17 protein-coding genes and 1 pseudogene are annotated in these 14,785 nt (G+C 46.2%); 7 read left to right on the top strand and 11 right to left on the bottom strand.

What is annotated here, in order from left to right; translation table 11 throughout:
• Window positions 1-13: 13 nt before the first annotated feature.
• Complete coding sequence (locus BGX14_RS11360; protein WP_073304571.1) at window positions 14-493, bottom strand: Crp/Fnr family transcriptional regulator; 480 nt, start codon at window positions 491-493, stop codon at window positions 14-16.
• Between the two features lie 45 nt (window positions 494-538).
• On the opposite strand from BGX14_RS11360, the gene aroA reads away from it, so the two are divergent.
• Both aroA and dacB read left to right on the top strand, forming a co-directional pair.
• The gene (gene aroA, locus BGX14_RS11355; RefSeq protein ID WP_073304573.1) at window positions 539-1,867 is read left to right on the top strand and encodes a 3-phosphoshikimate 1-carboxyvinyltransferase; all 1,329 of its coding nucleotides are present in this window, start codon (window positions 539-541) and stop codon (window positions 1,865-1,867) included.
• Between the two features lie 7 nt (window positions 1,868-1,874).
• The gene (gene dacB / locus BGX14_RS11350) at window positions 1,875-4,058 is read left to right on the top strand and encodes a D-alanyl-D-alanine carboxypeptidase/D-alanyl-D-alanine-endopeptidase (RefSeq protein WP_095879946.1); all 2,184 of its coding nucleotides are present in this window, start codon (window positions 1,875-1,877) and stop codon (window positions 4,056-4,058) included.
• Between the two features lie 2 nt (window positions 4,059-4,060).
• On the opposite strand, the gene BGX14_RS11345 is transcribed toward dacB, so the two are convergent.
• Window positions 4,061-4,480 (bottom strand): hypothetical protein, encoded by a 420-nt coding sequence (locus BGX14_RS11345; protein ID WP_143159410.1) that lies wholly within the window; start codon window positions 4,478-4,480, stop codon window positions 4,061-4,063.
• Between the two features lie 158 nt (window positions 4,481-4,638).
• Between BGX14_RS11345 and rbr the strand changes: the two genes are divergently transcribed.
• A complete protein-coding gene (gene rbr / locus BGX14_RS11340; protein WP_073304577.1) occupies window positions 4,639-5,178 on the top strand; it encodes a rubrerythrin in 540 nt (179 codons plus the stop codon).
• 204 nt (window positions 5,179-5,382) lie between these two features.
• Here rbr and BGX14_RS16530 read toward each other — a convergent pair.
• The 3 genes and pseudogenes from BGX14_RS16530 to BGX14_RS11325 form a co-directional block, all read right to left on the bottom strand.
• Window positions 5,383-5,942: pseudogene (locus BGX14_RS16530) on the bottom strand (hypothetical protein); the annotation flags it as partial.
• A gap of 201 nt (window positions 5,943-6,143) precedes the next feature.
• On the bottom strand, window positions 6,144-6,974 hold the full coding sequence (locus BGX14_RS11330) for an Eco47II family restriction endonuclease (protein ID WP_095879945.1): 831 nt from the start codon (window positions 6,972-6,974) through the stop codon (window positions 6,144-6,146).
• Between the two features lie 2 nt (window positions 6,975-6,976).
• A complete protein-coding gene (locus BGX14_RS11325) occupies window positions 6,977-8,014 on the bottom strand; it encodes a DNA cytosine methyltransferase (protein WP_073304581.1) in 1,038 nt (345 codons plus the stop codon).
• On the opposite strand from BGX14_RS11325, the gene BGX14_RS16305 reads away from it, so the two are divergent.
• The 4 genes from BGX14_RS16305 (at window position 8,008) to BGX14_RS11310 (ending at window position 11,182) form a co-directional block, all read left to right on the top strand.
• Complete coding sequence (locus BGX14_RS16305) at window positions 8,008-8,130, top strand: hypothetical protein (RefSeq protein WP_255404519.1); 123 nt, start codon at window positions 8,008-8,010, stop codon at window positions 8,128-8,130. The genes BGX14_RS11325 and BGX14_RS16305 overlap by 7 nt on opposite strands.
• Window positions 8,131-8,207: 77 nt before the next feature.
• Window positions 8,208-8,423, top strand: coding sequence for a hypothetical protein (locus BGX14_RS11320; protein WP_143394228.1), 216 nt, complete (start codon window positions 8,208-8,210; stop codon window positions 8,421-8,423).
• A gap of 430 nt (window positions 8,424-8,853) precedes the next feature.
• Complete coding sequence (locus BGX14_RS11315) at window positions 8,854-10,671, top strand: DEAD/DEAH box helicase family protein (protein ID WP_143394227.1); 1,818 nt, start codon at window positions 8,854-8,856, stop codon at window positions 10,669-10,671.
• Window positions 10,643-11,182: a DEAD/DEAH box helicase gene (locus tag BGX14_RS11310; protein ID WP_158223308.1), complete on the top strand. Its 540-nt coding sequence runs from the start codon at window positions 10,643-10,645 to the stop codon at window positions 11,180-11,182. The genes BGX14_RS11315 and BGX14_RS11310 overlap by 29 nt, the downstream gene beginning before the upstream one ends.
• 3 nt (window positions 11,183-11,185) lie before the next feature.
• Here BGX14_RS11310 and BGX14_RS11305 read toward each other — a convergent pair whose 3' ends face one another.
• The 6 genes from BGX14_RS11305 to BGX14_RS16180 all read right to left on the bottom strand — a co-directional run bounded on the left by BGX14_RS11305 (window position 11,186) and on the right by BGX14_RS16180 (window position 14,592).
• The gene (locus BGX14_RS11305) at window positions 11,186-11,392 is read right to left on the bottom strand and encodes a DUF3791 domain-containing protein (protein WP_095879941.1); all 207 of its coding nucleotides are present in this window, start codon (window positions 11,390-11,392) and stop codon (window positions 11,186-11,188) included.
• Complete coding sequence (locus BGX14_RS11300; RefSeq protein WP_095879940.1) at window positions 11,382-11,609, bottom strand: hypothetical protein; 228 nt, start codon at window positions 11,607-11,609, stop codon at window positions 11,382-11,384. Before BGX14_RS11300 ends, BGX14_RS11305 begins: the two co-directional genes overlap by 11 nt.
• Entirely contained in the window at window positions 11,606-12,091 is a 486-nt protein-coding gene (locus tag BGX14_RS11295) for a DUF3990 domain-containing protein (protein WP_073304591.1), read from the bottom strand. Before BGX14_RS11295 ends, BGX14_RS11300 begins: the two co-directional genes overlap by 4 nt.
• A 132-nt stretch (window positions 12,092-12,223) precedes the next feature.
• On the bottom strand, window positions 12,224-13,888 hold the full coding sequence (gene pgi, locus BGX14_RS11290) for a glucose-6-phosphate isomerase (RefSeq protein WP_095879939.1): 1,665 nt from the start codon (window positions 13,886-13,888) through the stop codon (window positions 12,224-12,226).
• Between the two features lie 274 nt (window positions 13,889-14,162).
• Window positions 14,163-14,426, bottom strand: a complete 264-nt coding sequence (locus tag BGX14_RS11285; RefSeq protein WP_233126533.1) for an FISUMP domain-containing protein — start codon at window positions 14,424-14,426, stop codon at window positions 14,163-14,165.
• Between the two features lies 1 nt (window position 14,427).
• Window positions 14,428-14,592, bottom strand: coding sequence for a hypothetical protein (locus BGX14_RS16180; protein WP_233126532.1), 165 nt, complete (start codon window positions 14,590-14,592; stop codon window positions 14,428-14,430).
• Window positions 14,593-14,785: the final 193 nt, after the last annotated feature.

The raw sequence follows: 14,785 nt of genomic DNA, 5'->3' as shown, positions 1-14,785 counted from the left end.
TTCTGAATTAAAACTAGTCTTTGGAGACAACGTGCCGCACAAATTGATCGGTATAGCGCAGCCGATTACTGAGCAGCTTTGCCAGATAGCGCATGACTTCAAACCCCACATCGGGATGCAAGCGGCAAAAATTCAAAAACGCCTCATTTTCAATTTTAATCAGACTCGAAGATTTTTTCGCCACCACCCGAGCAGAGTGAACGTCATCTTCAAGCAAAGCCATTTCACCGACCGGAGAACCGATTTTTAAACGGCACGCTTCCAAATAATCTTTTTGGCCGGGAACCGAAAAATAGACTTCGACATTTCCCTTTTCCACCAGATAGAAGCAACCGCTGACCATGCCTTCTTCCATTAGAATTTCGCCCGCATTCAATTCGATGCGGGAAACCATTTTTTCCATATCGGCCAGCTGTTCTAACCGAAGCGGATGAAACATATCAAACTCTAACAACTTTTGAAGGATTTCCAAACTACCCTTTGTCTGTTTCATTCATCACCTCTTTTAGCCATTTTAAAATAATCTAAATTTGCAAATATGGTTCCACATCAATTAAATTCGGATTTTTTAGGAATTCCCAGTTTGAAAACTTTCCAAGGGGAACTCCGGCTGCCCGGTTCCAAAAGCATTACGAACAGGGCCCTCCTGCTGGCGGCAATGGCCCAAGGCGAAACCCGCCTGCACAACCTTCTGTGGAGCGACGACACCCGATATATGGCCGAGGCATTGCAAAAGCTCGGCGTGCAAAAAATGGAATTTTCTTCGGATTTTAGGGAAGTGACCGTCGTCGGGCAAAACGGGCATTTCCCCCAGAACCATGCCGAAATTTTCGTGGGCAATTCTGGAACGTCCATCCGTTTTTTGACCGCAGCGGCGTCGCTCGGCAAAGGAAAATTTTTATTTACCGGCATAGAACGGATGAAAGAACGCCCCATTCGAGACCTTGTCGATGCCTTGTCGCAAATCGGAGCCTCCATCGATTACGCCGAAAAGAACGGTTTTCCGCCGATTATTTTGCACGCCAACGGATTGAATGGCGGGACTCTGCATATCAAGGGCAACATTTCCAGCCAGTATCTGACGGCGGTTCTTTTAGCCGCCCCCTGCATGAAGTCGCCGCTGACCATTTGCGTCGATGGCGAACTCATTTCCAAGCCTTATGTCGAAATGACACTGCGCATGATGAAGCAATTCGGTGCCCACGTAAAAAATGAAGGCTTCCAAAAATTTTTCATCCCCAATTCGGGATACGTGTCCCCGGGCGATTATACCATTGAAGGCGACGCCTCCAGTGCGAGCTACCCCCTTGCCGCGGCAGCGATTTCCAATGGTCCCGTCCGTCTATTCGGCATCGACAAAAACAGCATTCAAGGTGACATTTACTTTGCCGAAGTCCTGAAAGAAATGGGAGCCGAAATACATTACGGAAATGGATTTATCGAATGCCGTCGCGGAGAATTTCCACTTCGGGCTCTCGACAAGGATCTTTCGGCAATTCCCGATGCGGCCATGACGGTAGCCGTCCTTTGCCTTTTCGCCAAAGGCCAAAGCACCATTCGCGGGATTGGCAGTTGGAAAGTCAAAGAAACCGATCGTCTGACCGCTATGGCAAACGAACTCCGGAAAGTCGGCGCATCCGTTTCCACGACAGAAAATTCAATGACCATCTCACCGCCAGAGGCATTTTCAGAAGCAACCTTTGAAACCTACAACGATCACCGTATGGCGATGTGCATGAGCCTTACCGCATTCGGCATCTCTGCCGACCAGAAAATTCGCATTTTAAATCCGCAGTGCGTCCAAAAAACCTATCCCGAATACTGGAAGGATTTGCAAGCCCTTTCGGGTGCAAACATTCAGTTCTAATAAAATAATGAGCCGCATTCTTTTATTCTTTTTGCTATTTGCCGCCTTTGTTTTTGCCGACAAATCGACAGCCGATTCCGCACCGTTTATTCCCAAGCCGTATCTTTTTCCCGCCGACTACCAGACTATTATCGACTCCATGCTTCCCGGCTCCCAATTCGGACTTTCCATCCGTTCCTTGCGCAGCGGAAAGCAAATCGCCGCCATCCGAGCCGATTCCTTTTTTACGCCCGCCAGCACTCTGAAAACCGTCACTACCGCAGCGGCACTTGATTTTTTACCGCTCCACTATCAAGCCAAAACGTCGATTCAGCTTGCCGGAAGCATTTCGGGAAAGACTTTCCGCGGAGTCATCCGATTGCGCGGAGAAGGCGACCCTAATATCTCTGCGCGATTTTACGCAGAACCTTTTTTCATTTTGCACAGCCTTGCGGATTCCATCCGTTCCAAAAACATCGACACTCTGATTGTCCGGACCGAATTGGATTCTTCGTATTTTTCGGGCCCTAGAAAGCCGAAGCACTGGCGTTCCAATTATTTTCTCTCTTGGTATGGCGCCGAAGTCACCCCTTTGATATTCAACGATAATTGCGCACTCATCCATCTCTATCCCAGCGAAAAAGAAGGCGATACGGCAAAGGTCGTTGTGGAACCCGATGTCGGTTACGTTCGAGTAAACAATTCCCTGATTACAGACAAAGGCAATCGTCGCAAATGGCGGTATGCGTTAGACCCAGATGATCCCGTTATCACAATTTCGGGAAGCATCGGAAAAAATGTGCAAAACGCAGCCATCGTCATTCCTGTGCGCAATCCGAACTTTTACTTTGAAAGAGCCTTTTTGCAAGCCCTTCAAGATCGCGGGCTAGTCTTAGTCCTAGATACTCTTGCCCGCAGCGGACTGGAACTGCATTCGATTTCCATCGAGGGAACTCCGCTTCTCAGTTTTTTGGATGAAATCAATCAGCGCAGTCAGAACTTACACGCCGAAGCCCTGTTCCGGAATTTCGCCGCCGCCAAATACCAAGTCGGCAATGTGGAAAACGGCATCAAAGGCGTTCAGGAATTTTTAAGGAAATGGAAATTAAATCCCGAAGACTTTGTGCTGTTTGATGGCTGCGGGCTTTCTCCCAAAAACAAGATCAAGCCTTCGTCCGAAACAAAGCTGCTCGCTACAATGGCTAGGCATCCCAAAGGCAAATACTATATAAACAGCTTTGCCGGTCCTGGAGTCGGAAGCGGCAGCAAGCGTATGCAAAATCTGGAATTTGCATGGCGCATCCGCTTTAAAACCGGATTCATCAACGAGACGCATGGACTTGTCGGTTTTATGCCGACAATCGATGGCGATACGCTCTTGATCGCCTCCTTTTTAAACAATACCGGAAAAAATCCCGACAACATCAGCCGCAACGCTCTGGATTCCGTCTGGTCCTGCATTTACAGGGCAGCCAATAACGGCTACTCCTCCCTCTTGACCATGAAAGACTTATTTCAGCAAGGCGGACACATCACCGGACTTTCCAATCGCATCCGGTTCTTTTCCGAAAAGTTCCTCGGCAAACCTTATGGTATGGGAGGTCCCACCGGCGAAGGCTATTTGGATCCGACAGAACCCAAACGCATGATCAACACGGACTCCTTGGATTGCGTCACTTATCTAGAGCACGTTCTTGCGCTGGCAAAAAGCAGCAGCGAAGACAGCCTGTTCAGCACCCTGCAAAAAATCCGCTATATCAACGGCCAAACCGCTTACTCATTTCGCAAGCATTATTTTGTGGCCGACTGGCTGGGAGAAGGCAAATTTGCCAAACAGATTTTTTTGCCGAACGACACTTCGGTCATCCGAACCATTCCCAAAAAAGATTTTTTCAAATCCAAAAAAATCGACTATCAGGAATTGGATCCCAAGCTCTATTTGCGTTATCTTCCTCTGGACAAGGCGATTGAATTTGCCGATTCTCCTTGGCAGGGAGAAAGTACCGTCCGCGGCATCGGTTTCATTAGCAGCCGGAACACCCTTGACACCTTTCACACGGGATTTCTGATTCTGGACAAAGGGAAAAAACCTGTCCTGCGGGATGCGTCCTACAAGTTCAAAAAAGTTCTCGACCACGAACTTCTGGAATATTTAAACTCCTGGTTGGGAACCGGAAAATGTCCGGGAATCATTTTGTTTGAATTTCTATAAGCCTACACCGAAAGAATCGCCGTCAGTTCAAATTTATCGCTGCCACTTTTTTCAAAACCGGTAAAAGCGTCGGGATTCCAACCATAGACATCCATCGTCAGTGAATTCGCTATGATATTTTCCGCTTTTTCCACATCTTGCCAGAACATCGCTCCAGGCACTCGATAATAGCGGAGCATTCCCCGAGCCGCCAAGCATTCCGGAAAATTGTCCACCAGCGCATAGGCGCATTTCATTAGCGATGTTTCCGAAATTTTGACCACCTGAAACCGCCGTCCCGATTCCAAAAAATCCCGCAGGTCCCGCAAGCCAGGCGCGATTAAAGCCTCTTTTCCAAAAAACGTCATCAATTCCTGAAAGACCGGCAAATTATCCACAAGAGCCGGTGCACAATCCCGAATAATCGCTACAACTTTTTCCATTTCCAGCAATATAAAAAACTCTCCTCCCAAGAAATTCTTTGAATACGACTTCCTTGCACAAATCGATTTTTGCATCAAAATTTATCCGCGAAAAGAATCCCCAAAGCCTTCATCTTTTTATATTAAAGCTATCTCAACCTCTTTTAAGGAGATTCAAAATGGCCAACAAATACGCAGGTACACAAACCGAAAAGAATTTGCAGGCGGCATTCGCCGGCGAATCCCAAGCCCGCAACAAGTACACCTACTTTGCCAGCCGCGCCAAAAAGGACGGCTTTGAACAAATCGCGGCTCTCTTTTTGAAGACCGCCGAAAACGAAAAGGAACACGCCAAGTTGTGGTTCAAGGAATTGAACGGCATTGGCGACACGGCAGAAAACTTGAAAGCGGCTGCCGAAGGCGAAAATTACGAGTGGACAGATATGTACGCCGAATTTGCCAAAACCGCCGAAGCGGAGGGATTCAAGGACCTCGCCAAAAAATTCCGGTTGGTCGCAGCCATTGAAAAGCGCCACGAGGAACGCTACCGTGCACTTCTTAAAAACGTGGAAACCGCGGCTGTTTTTGAAAAGAGCGAAGTCAAGGTTTGGGAATGCCGCAACTGCGGGCACATTGTTATCGGCACCAAGGCTCCCGAAGTCTGCCCCACCTGCAACCATCCGCAGTCCTTCTTTGAAGTGAACGCCGAAAATTACTAATTCCAAAATTCACTTTTTCAAAAGTTCCGAAAGCTCCCATCGCCTTCGGGACTTTTTCATTTTAGGATTATCCGAGTTTCCTTTTCACTTTTTCCTTCAAAAATTTTTGAAAATCTCATCGACTTTTCCACAACAAAAATCCGCCGTTAAAAACAAAAAGGCCGCAATCCAATTACAGCCTTTTGAAATTTTCGCTTTTAATTATTAAGCGCGATGCTTTTTGTACCAGCGAATCAAAGCATTCGTAGAAGAGTCATGATGCAATTCCACATCGTCCTTGGCAAGTTCCGGGAGGATTTTCTTTGCCAGCTGCTTGCCGAGTTCAACGCCCCACTGGTCGTAACTGTTGATGTTCCAAATCACGCCTTGTACAAAAATCTTATGTTCATACATGGCGATAAGAGCACCGAGAGTTTCCGGGGAAACATAATCCATCATAATGGAATTCGTCGGGTTGGGCTTCGCCCTCCCCCTTGAGGCTCGGTCATGGACAAACAAGCTTGTCCGCGACACTCGCCTTGGCGGGTGATGTTGCCTTCGAACACCTTATGCGGAGCGAGGAATGCGATTTCTTCTTCGGACTTGCCGTCCTTGCGGAGTTCTTCCGTTGCTTCGGCGAGAGTCTTACCGTTCATCAAAGCTTCCGGCTGAGCAAAGAAGTTCGAGAGGAGCTTCTGGTGATGATCACCGACCTTGTTGTGGCTGTTAGCCGGGGCGATGAAGTCGCACGGAATCATCTTGGTGCCCTGGTGGAGCTTCATGTAGTTCTCGAAGCCGATGCGAAGAGCGATGGAGAGACATCTTTGGACGTTCCCCGGCCCAAGTTCCCTGAGTTTGTCGAAGGGTGGGCCGGGTCGGGCTATATTGCAAGGCGTTCCGTGCGTACCTGCGGCACACCCGCACCGCTCTTGCAACGGCACCACAGTGCCGCCCCAAGGGGTCACTATCCCTAACGCTAATGTGGGCTAGTTCATACCGTTAAATCCAAGATACGAACTGAATCCAAGCATATACATTGCTAAAGTCAAATTAACATCTTCGTCTCCAGCCTTGTATTGTTTCGCTTCGTTCTTTAATTCGGAATACACTGTGTCATCAAAGTTTTCATTGGTGTGCATTGACGGGGCAACTTTCGCAATAACTTCGGGCAATTTCATACAGACTTTGTAGAATGCGTCAGATTGCCCTGTGACAATGTTGTAGAATTGATCTATGCTTACTCGGCGGATTCTTTTGTGGTGTACTTTTTTCTTTTCTACGGATGTTTCCCAAATAACGTTCTGCGATTCGTTGGCAATTGCCTCCACAAGATAACAAGCACAATCATCGTCATCGCACAACTGCTGTTGCATCTTTTTATACGTTCGTTCAGCACTTGAACTATTCATTGTATTGTGCTTATTTTTCATTTCCACATAAATCGTATGCACTAGTTCATTGCTTTCGTCATTGGGAGCGAAATATAAGCCGTCAGGATTCCTGAAAATGACGTCCCAGCCACCGTCTTTCCCATTTGGTGGAACAGAGCATTTGTCTATGTATTTGAATATATGCTGATGAAAATAGCCAATGTAATTGTTGTTTGTCTTGTCCCTTTGTCGAGTTATTTCATTGTTGATTAATTCCTGCCAGGAAATGCCATATAAAGCCTTGTCGAATGCGAATTTTACAGGGTCAATGATGTTCTTGTTAAAGTCCTTCAAGGTCATCGTTTTTAACGATTCCCTATAATTCTCAATGGTCTTACGCACATGATTTTCAAAATCACTTTCTGAAATAAAGTCTAAATCCCACATAATTAAACCTCTTTCAGAACTTTTGCGATTTGAACACCGATGTCTTTTGCCAAATTGACAGGAACGGCATTGCCGACTTGTTTGTATTGTTCCATCAATTTTCCTGCAAATTTCCAGTTTTCGGGGAATGATTGGAAACGGGCGTTTTCACGAACGCTAAACGGGCGCACTTCTAAAGGATGACATCTGTCGGTTTGCTTCATTCCGGGATTGGTAAGCACAGCCAGCGAAGGTTCTTCAAGACTTATTCTACGTAGAATACCGGTTCTTCCGCCTTCCATTTCCCAGCAGGTTTTCATGTATTCTTTTGCAATGTCAGGATCTATGTCCCGCCAGTATCCGCCGGGAGGAACTAATGCGAAAACTTTTTCTTTAGCTTCGGAGTATCTGGCGCAATGGTCTTTATCGGGATTGACATCGAGTTTGACATCTTTTAAAACGGGCTTGTATTTATGGGGTTTTGGAAATTCAAATTTTACCCTTGAGGCTAAATCCTTGCGAATTCCGATTGTAATCAGGCGTTCTCTTTTCTGAGGATTGTTATAATCCCAAGCGTTCAACACTTGGTGAAATGTCTCATATCCCTCATCCTCAAAAATGCCCAAAATTGTTTGGTATGTTTTCCCTTTGTCATGGGATAAAAGTCCCTTTACGTTTTCAAAGAGGAACATCTTGGGTTGCAGTTTATGCAAGAACGTTGCATAGTGATAGAACATTGTTCCACGAACATCCTCAAGTCCGAGCCTTTTTCCTGCATAACTGAAACTTTGACAAGGTGCACCACCGGATAGCAAATCAAGTTCGTTTCGCTTGATTTTAAATTCCCTTGTCAAATCACGTTGAGCAACTTTGGCAACATCCTCACACAATACGTTCCAATCGGGCCGATTGATTTTTAGAGTTTCTGCAGCAGCCTTGTTGAATTCAACTAGGCCGATATGATCAAATCCGGCTTTTTCAAGACCAATCGCTAAACCACCGGCTCCGGCAAACAGTTCAATTGATTTGAAGTATTTTGCCTTGTTTTTTCCTGTTGCCATTTCTGCTCCGTTCCGAGGTGAACGAGTTCACTCTCGCGGGAGCGGTTCTGGCCGATTCGCTTGACCGGGGTACGGGCAAAAAGAAACGGCGGGGAGCCGACTCACTCCTCGCCTAAAAGCGCGACATTTTCAAAAGAAAACAATACACCCGCACAATCTTGCAATGGATTGCTTCACCCTTTCAGGGTTCGCAATGACGTTGCAAAACAATCCCGAGCGGATACAGTACGCCCAAGGTACACTACGCCCATGCAACCCACGGGCGACGGCGAGTCATTGTCTTATTCTCGTATTCGTGAAAGTGTCTAGTTTCCAGATGAAGAACAAGAGCGATACTCAACGAGCGTTCACCCTCGTTCTTGCAGACTCTTCCAAGCATTTTCTGGAAACAAAAAAGGCGTGGAGTTGAATGCACCTATCATCTGGAGGCCTAGACTGCCCGAATACAACAAGCGCAAACAACTCACGCCCCATAATGGCCGCTTGCCTACAGGCAGATTTATCAAATATGCATGTACCAAAACGATGCGGCAGGCCTAAGCCGGTCGCAGACGTGAGCGTTCGCCTCATTCTCCGTATTCATGAAAGTGTCTAGTTTCCAGATGGAGAACAAGAGCAAAAACTCTATTTTCAGGGATAAATATAGATTATTCCGTTGTCAAAAGGTGTCGACGGGGCTAGGCCATCCGACAAGAATGGGATTTTCGACCGGGAACAGGGGATAAATCACCTTTTTATGGTAAATTTAGGCATGCCCTATCAGGAATGATTGTATATTCCAAGGGATGAATTAGAGAATAGGGAAGGAACTGGATTTAAAACCGATATCTGAAGAGGCTTTGGAGCAAGAGCGTTTGCAATTGTTAGACCGCCTGAAAGAGATAGAACATATTCTTGAAGGGATGCGGGCAGAACGTAAATCGCCTGTTCGGCAGAATGCGGAGATTCCCGAATTGAAAGGGGTGAATAAGTATTCTCCTGTCGAAGAAAAAATCAAGTTGTTCAAAAACCTGTTTCAGGGGCGACAGGATGTTTTCGCAAGGCAGTTCGAAAGTGCAAAAACCGGTAAATCGGGCTATCAGCCTGTTTGCGAAAACGAATGGAAGGCTGGAGTCTGTGAAAAGCCGAAGGTAAAATGCGCATTTTGCTCGCATCGCAAATTTGTGCCATATGGAGATTCCGTCATTGAAAAACATTTGCGTGGGGTTGAGCAATCTAGCAGTTTTTCACGACCGTTTGTCGCCGGGATTTACCCACTATTGAATGATGACTGTTGTAACTTCCTTGCTGTTGATTTTGACGAGCAGACTTGGCTTGACGATGCGAGAGCGTTTATAGCAACTTGTGAAAAGGAAAATATTTTTGCGTATCTGGAACGGTCCCGCTCAGGGGATGGAGGCCATGTCTGGATTTTCTTTGAAGATAAGATAAAAGCGAAAGTGGCTCGTGATTTGGGAACACTCCTGCTGACAAAAACACTGGATGCCCGCCCTGAAATCAAGTTGGCTTCTTTTGACAGGTTCTTCCCGAATCAGGATTATATGCCGAAAGGTGGCTTGGGCAATCTAATTGCACTCCCATTACAAAAGAAGGCTCGCGAAAAGAATCATTCCGTTTTCATCGATCCAACGACGTCAAACGCATACGAAGACCAGTGGGCGTTTCTTGCCTCTATGAAGAAAAACGCCAATGCGTTTGTAGAGCAAAAGGTTTCCTTGGCTGGATTACATCACGAGATTCTGCCGGCCTATGAAAACGAGACCAGCGATGAAGATGTTCCTTGGCAATCTAGGCGAGCAGATTTCCCCAAAATAGAAGTTCCTCTTCCAAGCAAGATAGATATAGTTCTATCCAACCAAATATTCATCGACTATACAGGTTTGCCTGCAATTTTGAGAAACCGCATTTTGCGACTGGCATCGTTCCAGAATCCGGAATTCTATCAAGCACAGGCGTTGCGTTTGCCAGTTTGGGGTAAACCCCGAATTTTATATTGCTATGATATTCAGGCGAAATATATCGGGCTTCCAATAGGATGTCTGGACAAACTCGCAGAGTTGCTGGCGCATTACAAAATAACGCCGATTATCAAAGATGAGCGAAATGTCGGTGCATCCATAGAAGCAGAATTCCTTGGGACTCTTTATCCAGAACAGATGCTTGCCGCGGAAGCCTTGCTTAAGGATGATTTTGGCGTTCTTTCTGCAACAACGGCTTTCGGAAAAACGGTTGTCGCACTTTGGCTGATTGCTCAAAGAAAGATCAATACTCTAATTTTGGTTCATCGTGCGCAGTTGATGGAACAATGGGTTGAACGCATTACGGAATTTTTAGGCATTCCGAAAAAAGAAATCGGACAGATTAGTGGCACAAAGAAAAAGCGCTTTGGGAAAATTGATGTAGCCCTTATTACGAGCGTGAGCAGGCAAGGGGGCGTAGAAGAATGGGTGAACGATTATGGTCAAATCATCGTAGATGAATGCCATCACATATCTGCATTCTCTTTCGAGAAGGCTGTACGAGAAAGCCGGGCAAAATTCAAGGTGGGCCTGTCAGCAACGCTCGCCCGTAAAGATGGGCAACATCCGATTGTCCTGATGAATCTTGGCCCGGTGCGCTATGCGGTCAATGCAAACATTCAAACCGCAAAGCGATGACCCGAAATTACCGATACAGGATGTTTTCCGAGAATTATGGAACAATGAAGCCCGCAATGCTATGGTTATAGACGAAGTAATCAACACTTACCGCAATGGTCGGCAAATTTTGCTGTTGACGGAACGTACGGAGCATATCCAATTGTTCTACGAGAAAATGAAAGATGATATTCCGGCTTTATTTGTTCTAAAAGGCGGCTTCGGTAAAAAACAATTGAAACAAATTTTCGAAGACATCAATAAGGCTAAGGAAAACGGGAACATTGTGATTCTTGCCACAGGGCGTTATATCGGCGAAGGCTTCGACTTGCCGGAACTAGACACGCTGTTCTTGCCATTTCCAATTTCATGGAAGGGTACATTGGCTCAATATGTAGGTCGATTACACCGCATGGCCGCGAGCAAAACCGAAGTTCGGGTATATGACTACGCAGATGTTGATGTTCCTGTACTCATGCGTATGCTCGCCAAGCGCAAGAAGGGATATGCTGCGTTGGGGTATAAATTTTAGAATTTAATGATTGTTCTGCAAAAATTTTTCTATGCAGTCAAATATAAAAGACTTTCCTTGTGTGTGCAGAATTTCTGCATTTTCGGAAAGGTATTGAAGTGTACCAGTTTTTTCAAAAAACTGGGCGATGTCAGAGGCTTGTTTGCCTTTGTTAGATGCGTATTCTTCAATGCACCAAGAGAGCCAAAATGCCAAGTCCTCAGTGTTCATGCGCTTCTTCCTTATACATGTCAAATAAAGCAACCCAACCTAGCTGCCAAAGTTTTGTATCTTCTTGACCGAGTAGGCGACTTAAGTTGCTTTTGTAGAATTTAAGAATAGCCTCTGAAGCAGTCAAGTGGTCTTGCCGACATAATTCGTCGCAGATTTTTGCGACTTTATACGGAATAAAAAGTCGGACATTTTTTTGTGTAATTTCGGGAATCATACCTGTTCTGCCCTCGAGAATTTAAGAATTTGAAGAGCCTTTTCTGTATGAAACAGGATTTGGTCCACATAGACCCAGGTGCAAAGTTCTTTTAGTAAGGTGGGCTTGTCCATGAAGCCGGATTCAAAAGCGTTAAGACTGGCAAAAACCCTATCGTTTGCAACGGCTCCTTTCACGATGTCGTGCTCATAAATGAAGTCTTTGTCCGTCCTGTTCGCGATAACAAAGTCAAGCCATTGCTCATCAGCTTTTTTGAAATCAAGAATATCTAGATTTTTGTTTTGAAGAAAATCGTCAGGAACAGTGAAAACAGAAACCGTTGCAGAGCCTTTCTTTTCTAACTTCGCTTTACTAATCGACCAGCGCTTGGCTTGGTCAAAACTCGTGGTTGTGTAAAATCCTGTGCCGAAATCAAGTCGGTGAGACGGAGTTCTGATTTCGGGAACGGAAACCACTATGTTACTACCGTGATAAAGTTCCATATAGACTTATAAATCCTTTGTATAACAGATAATATATATATATTTTTTTGTGCTAATGCTAAAAGACCGCGACTTGATTGTCGCGGCCTTTTTAATTTTTAGGTGCGGGGTGGTTTACCCTGCGGCACCGGCTTACTTCTGGTGCTTCTTGAACCACTTGATGAGCCCGTTGGTGGAGCTGTCGTGGTTCAGTTCAGCGTCAGCCTTTGCAAGTTCCGGAAGGATCTTCTTGGCGAGCTGCTTGCCGAGTTCAACGCCCCACTGGTCGTAACTGTTGATGTTCCAAATCACGCCTTGTACAAAAATCTTATGTTCATACATGGCGATAAGAGCACCGAGAGTTTCCGGGGAAACATAATCCATCATAATGGAATTCGTCGGCTTATTGCCTTCAAAAACCTTATGCGGAGCGAGGAATGCGATTTCCTCTTCCGTTTTTCCCGCCGCACGAAGTTCTTCCGCAGCTTCATCCAAAGTCTTTCCGTTCATCAGCGCTTCCGGCTGCGCAAAGAAATTGGAAAGCAGTTTCTGGTGGTGGTCGCCGACCTTATTGTGGCTATTCGCCGGAGCGATAAAGTCGCAAGGAATCATTTTCGTTCCCTGGTGAATCAGCTGATAGAAGGCGTGCTGACCATTCGTTCCCGGTTCGCCCCAAAGAATGGGACCCGTCTGGTAATCCACACGTTTGGAATTGCGATCGACGGTCTTGCCGTTGCTTTCCATGTCCGCCTGCTGGAAGTAGGCGGCGAGGCGATGCAGGTACTGGTCGTACGGGAGCATGGCGTAGCTCGAAGCGTCAAAGAAATTGTTGTACCACACGCCGATAAGGGCGAGAATCACCGGGAGATTCTTTTCCACAGGAGCATTCTTGAAATGTTCGTCCATTTCATAAGCGCCCTGGTGCAATTTCATGTAATTGTCAAAGCCAATACGGAGCGCGATCGAAAGACCGATAGCCGACCAAAGAGAGTAGCGACCGCCGACCCAATTCCAGAATTCAAACATGTTGGCGGTGTCAATGCCAAATGCGGCAACCGCTTCGGTATTGGTGGAAAGAGCCACAAAATGTTTTGCAATGGACTTTTCATCACCGTTAAACGCTTTGAGAACAGCGGCCTTTGCCGTTTCCGCATTCGTCATCGTTTCCAAAGTCGTAAACGTTTTAGAAGCCACGATAAAGAGCGTTTCTTCAATGTTCACTTTCTTGAGGGTTTCGGCCATGTGAGTGCCGTCGATATTGGAAACAAAATAGACTTCGGGAGAATATTCGCCGTCAGCGGGTTTGTCTGCATAAGGCTTCAACGCTTCGGTGACCATCACCGGACCAAGATCGGAACCGCCGATGCCGATGTTCACCACATAACGGATTTTCTTGCCCGTAAATCCAAGCCACTTGCCCGAACGAACCAAATGCGTGAAAGATTTCATGTGTTCGAGAACAGCGCGAACTTCCGGCATCACATCTTTACCGTCAACGCAAATCGGCTCATTGCCCTTGTAACGGAGAGCGGTGTGGAGCACTGCGCGCTTTTCCGTGGTATTGATCTTTTCTCCAGAGAAAAATTTCTGGCGCATCGCATCAAATCCGGCAGCAGGCAAAAGAGCGCGAAGCTTCGCCATCACGTCTTCGTCGATCAGGTTCTTGGAATAGTCCAAGAAAATTCCGCAGGCCTCGGCGCTGAACTTTTCGGCACGCTTCGGGTCTTCTGCAAACATCTTGCGCATATTCCAGGTCTTCGCTTCCGTCGCTTTCGCAGCGAGAGCTTTCCATTCATGAGATTCCGTCAGTTTCGACATAGAGTAATCCTTTCCGCAAGTGCGGGATATATATCAAGCCCCAATTTAGAAAATTTTCAACATCAATCCTTTAGGCTGCGGACAGAAAGCCCTTCACCTTTATCATTCAGACCAAATCTTCCAAAGTCGTCCCTTGTGCCATAAAACTCCAAATTCACGCTCGTTGAATAGGAAGACGAGTAAATTTTGAAATTCGGGTTATCGGTCCTGCCATTTTCCGCAATCCAGAAATCTTCAACGTGCCAACCTTCAGGGCATCCTCCTCGGATTCTCCCTATCGACTGAATGGTATCTTGACTGCTAAATCGGCAGATGGTATCGTAAGGAAATTCAAATTTTGCGCCATCCATTCCTGTTCGCCAATTTTGACCGTTCTATAAACCTGATTGTCCCTTTCATCCAAAAGTTCCCCATATTCCACGTCGGGATTCAAATATGCCGTCGTAACGCACTTGTATAACTTGCAATCGTATTTGACAGACGGGATGTATGCAAAATCCTCCGTCAGCATTCCCGCTACAAATTGAGAATCTATCATATCAAACCGCTTTGTACATGCCATCGAGCAACTGAGGATTGTCCAAACTTTCCAAATTCGCCTTGTATAGGAAATTCCCCGCATATTCCGTCGGTTCCATTTCGATAGGAATCGCACCCAACATCGCTTCCATACGAAAAGAACTCCGAAAGCGCTGAAATCTCATCGCTAAAATTTGGCCAACCGCTTTCCAAAAGAGGCGGCACTTCGCAGCCAGCATAAATACGGGAAGAACTGCTAGCTTCAGTACTCGATGAGGATTCATTCAAAGAATCACTGAACAAAAGTTCTTCTTGCGCAGAAGAAGAGTCGTCGTTTCCACAGGCAAGCATCAAACCACAAAAAAAGAGGCTCTTCAT

This window comes from Fibrobacter sp. UWS1, assembly GCF_002300445.1.
GTDB lineage: Bacteria > Fibrobacterota > Fibrobacteria > Fibrobacterales > Fibrobacteraceae > Hallerella > Hallerella intestinalis.
The sequence above is the reverse complement of the archived record's forward strand: the minus strand, read 5'-3'. Positions and strand labels throughout refer to the sequence as shown.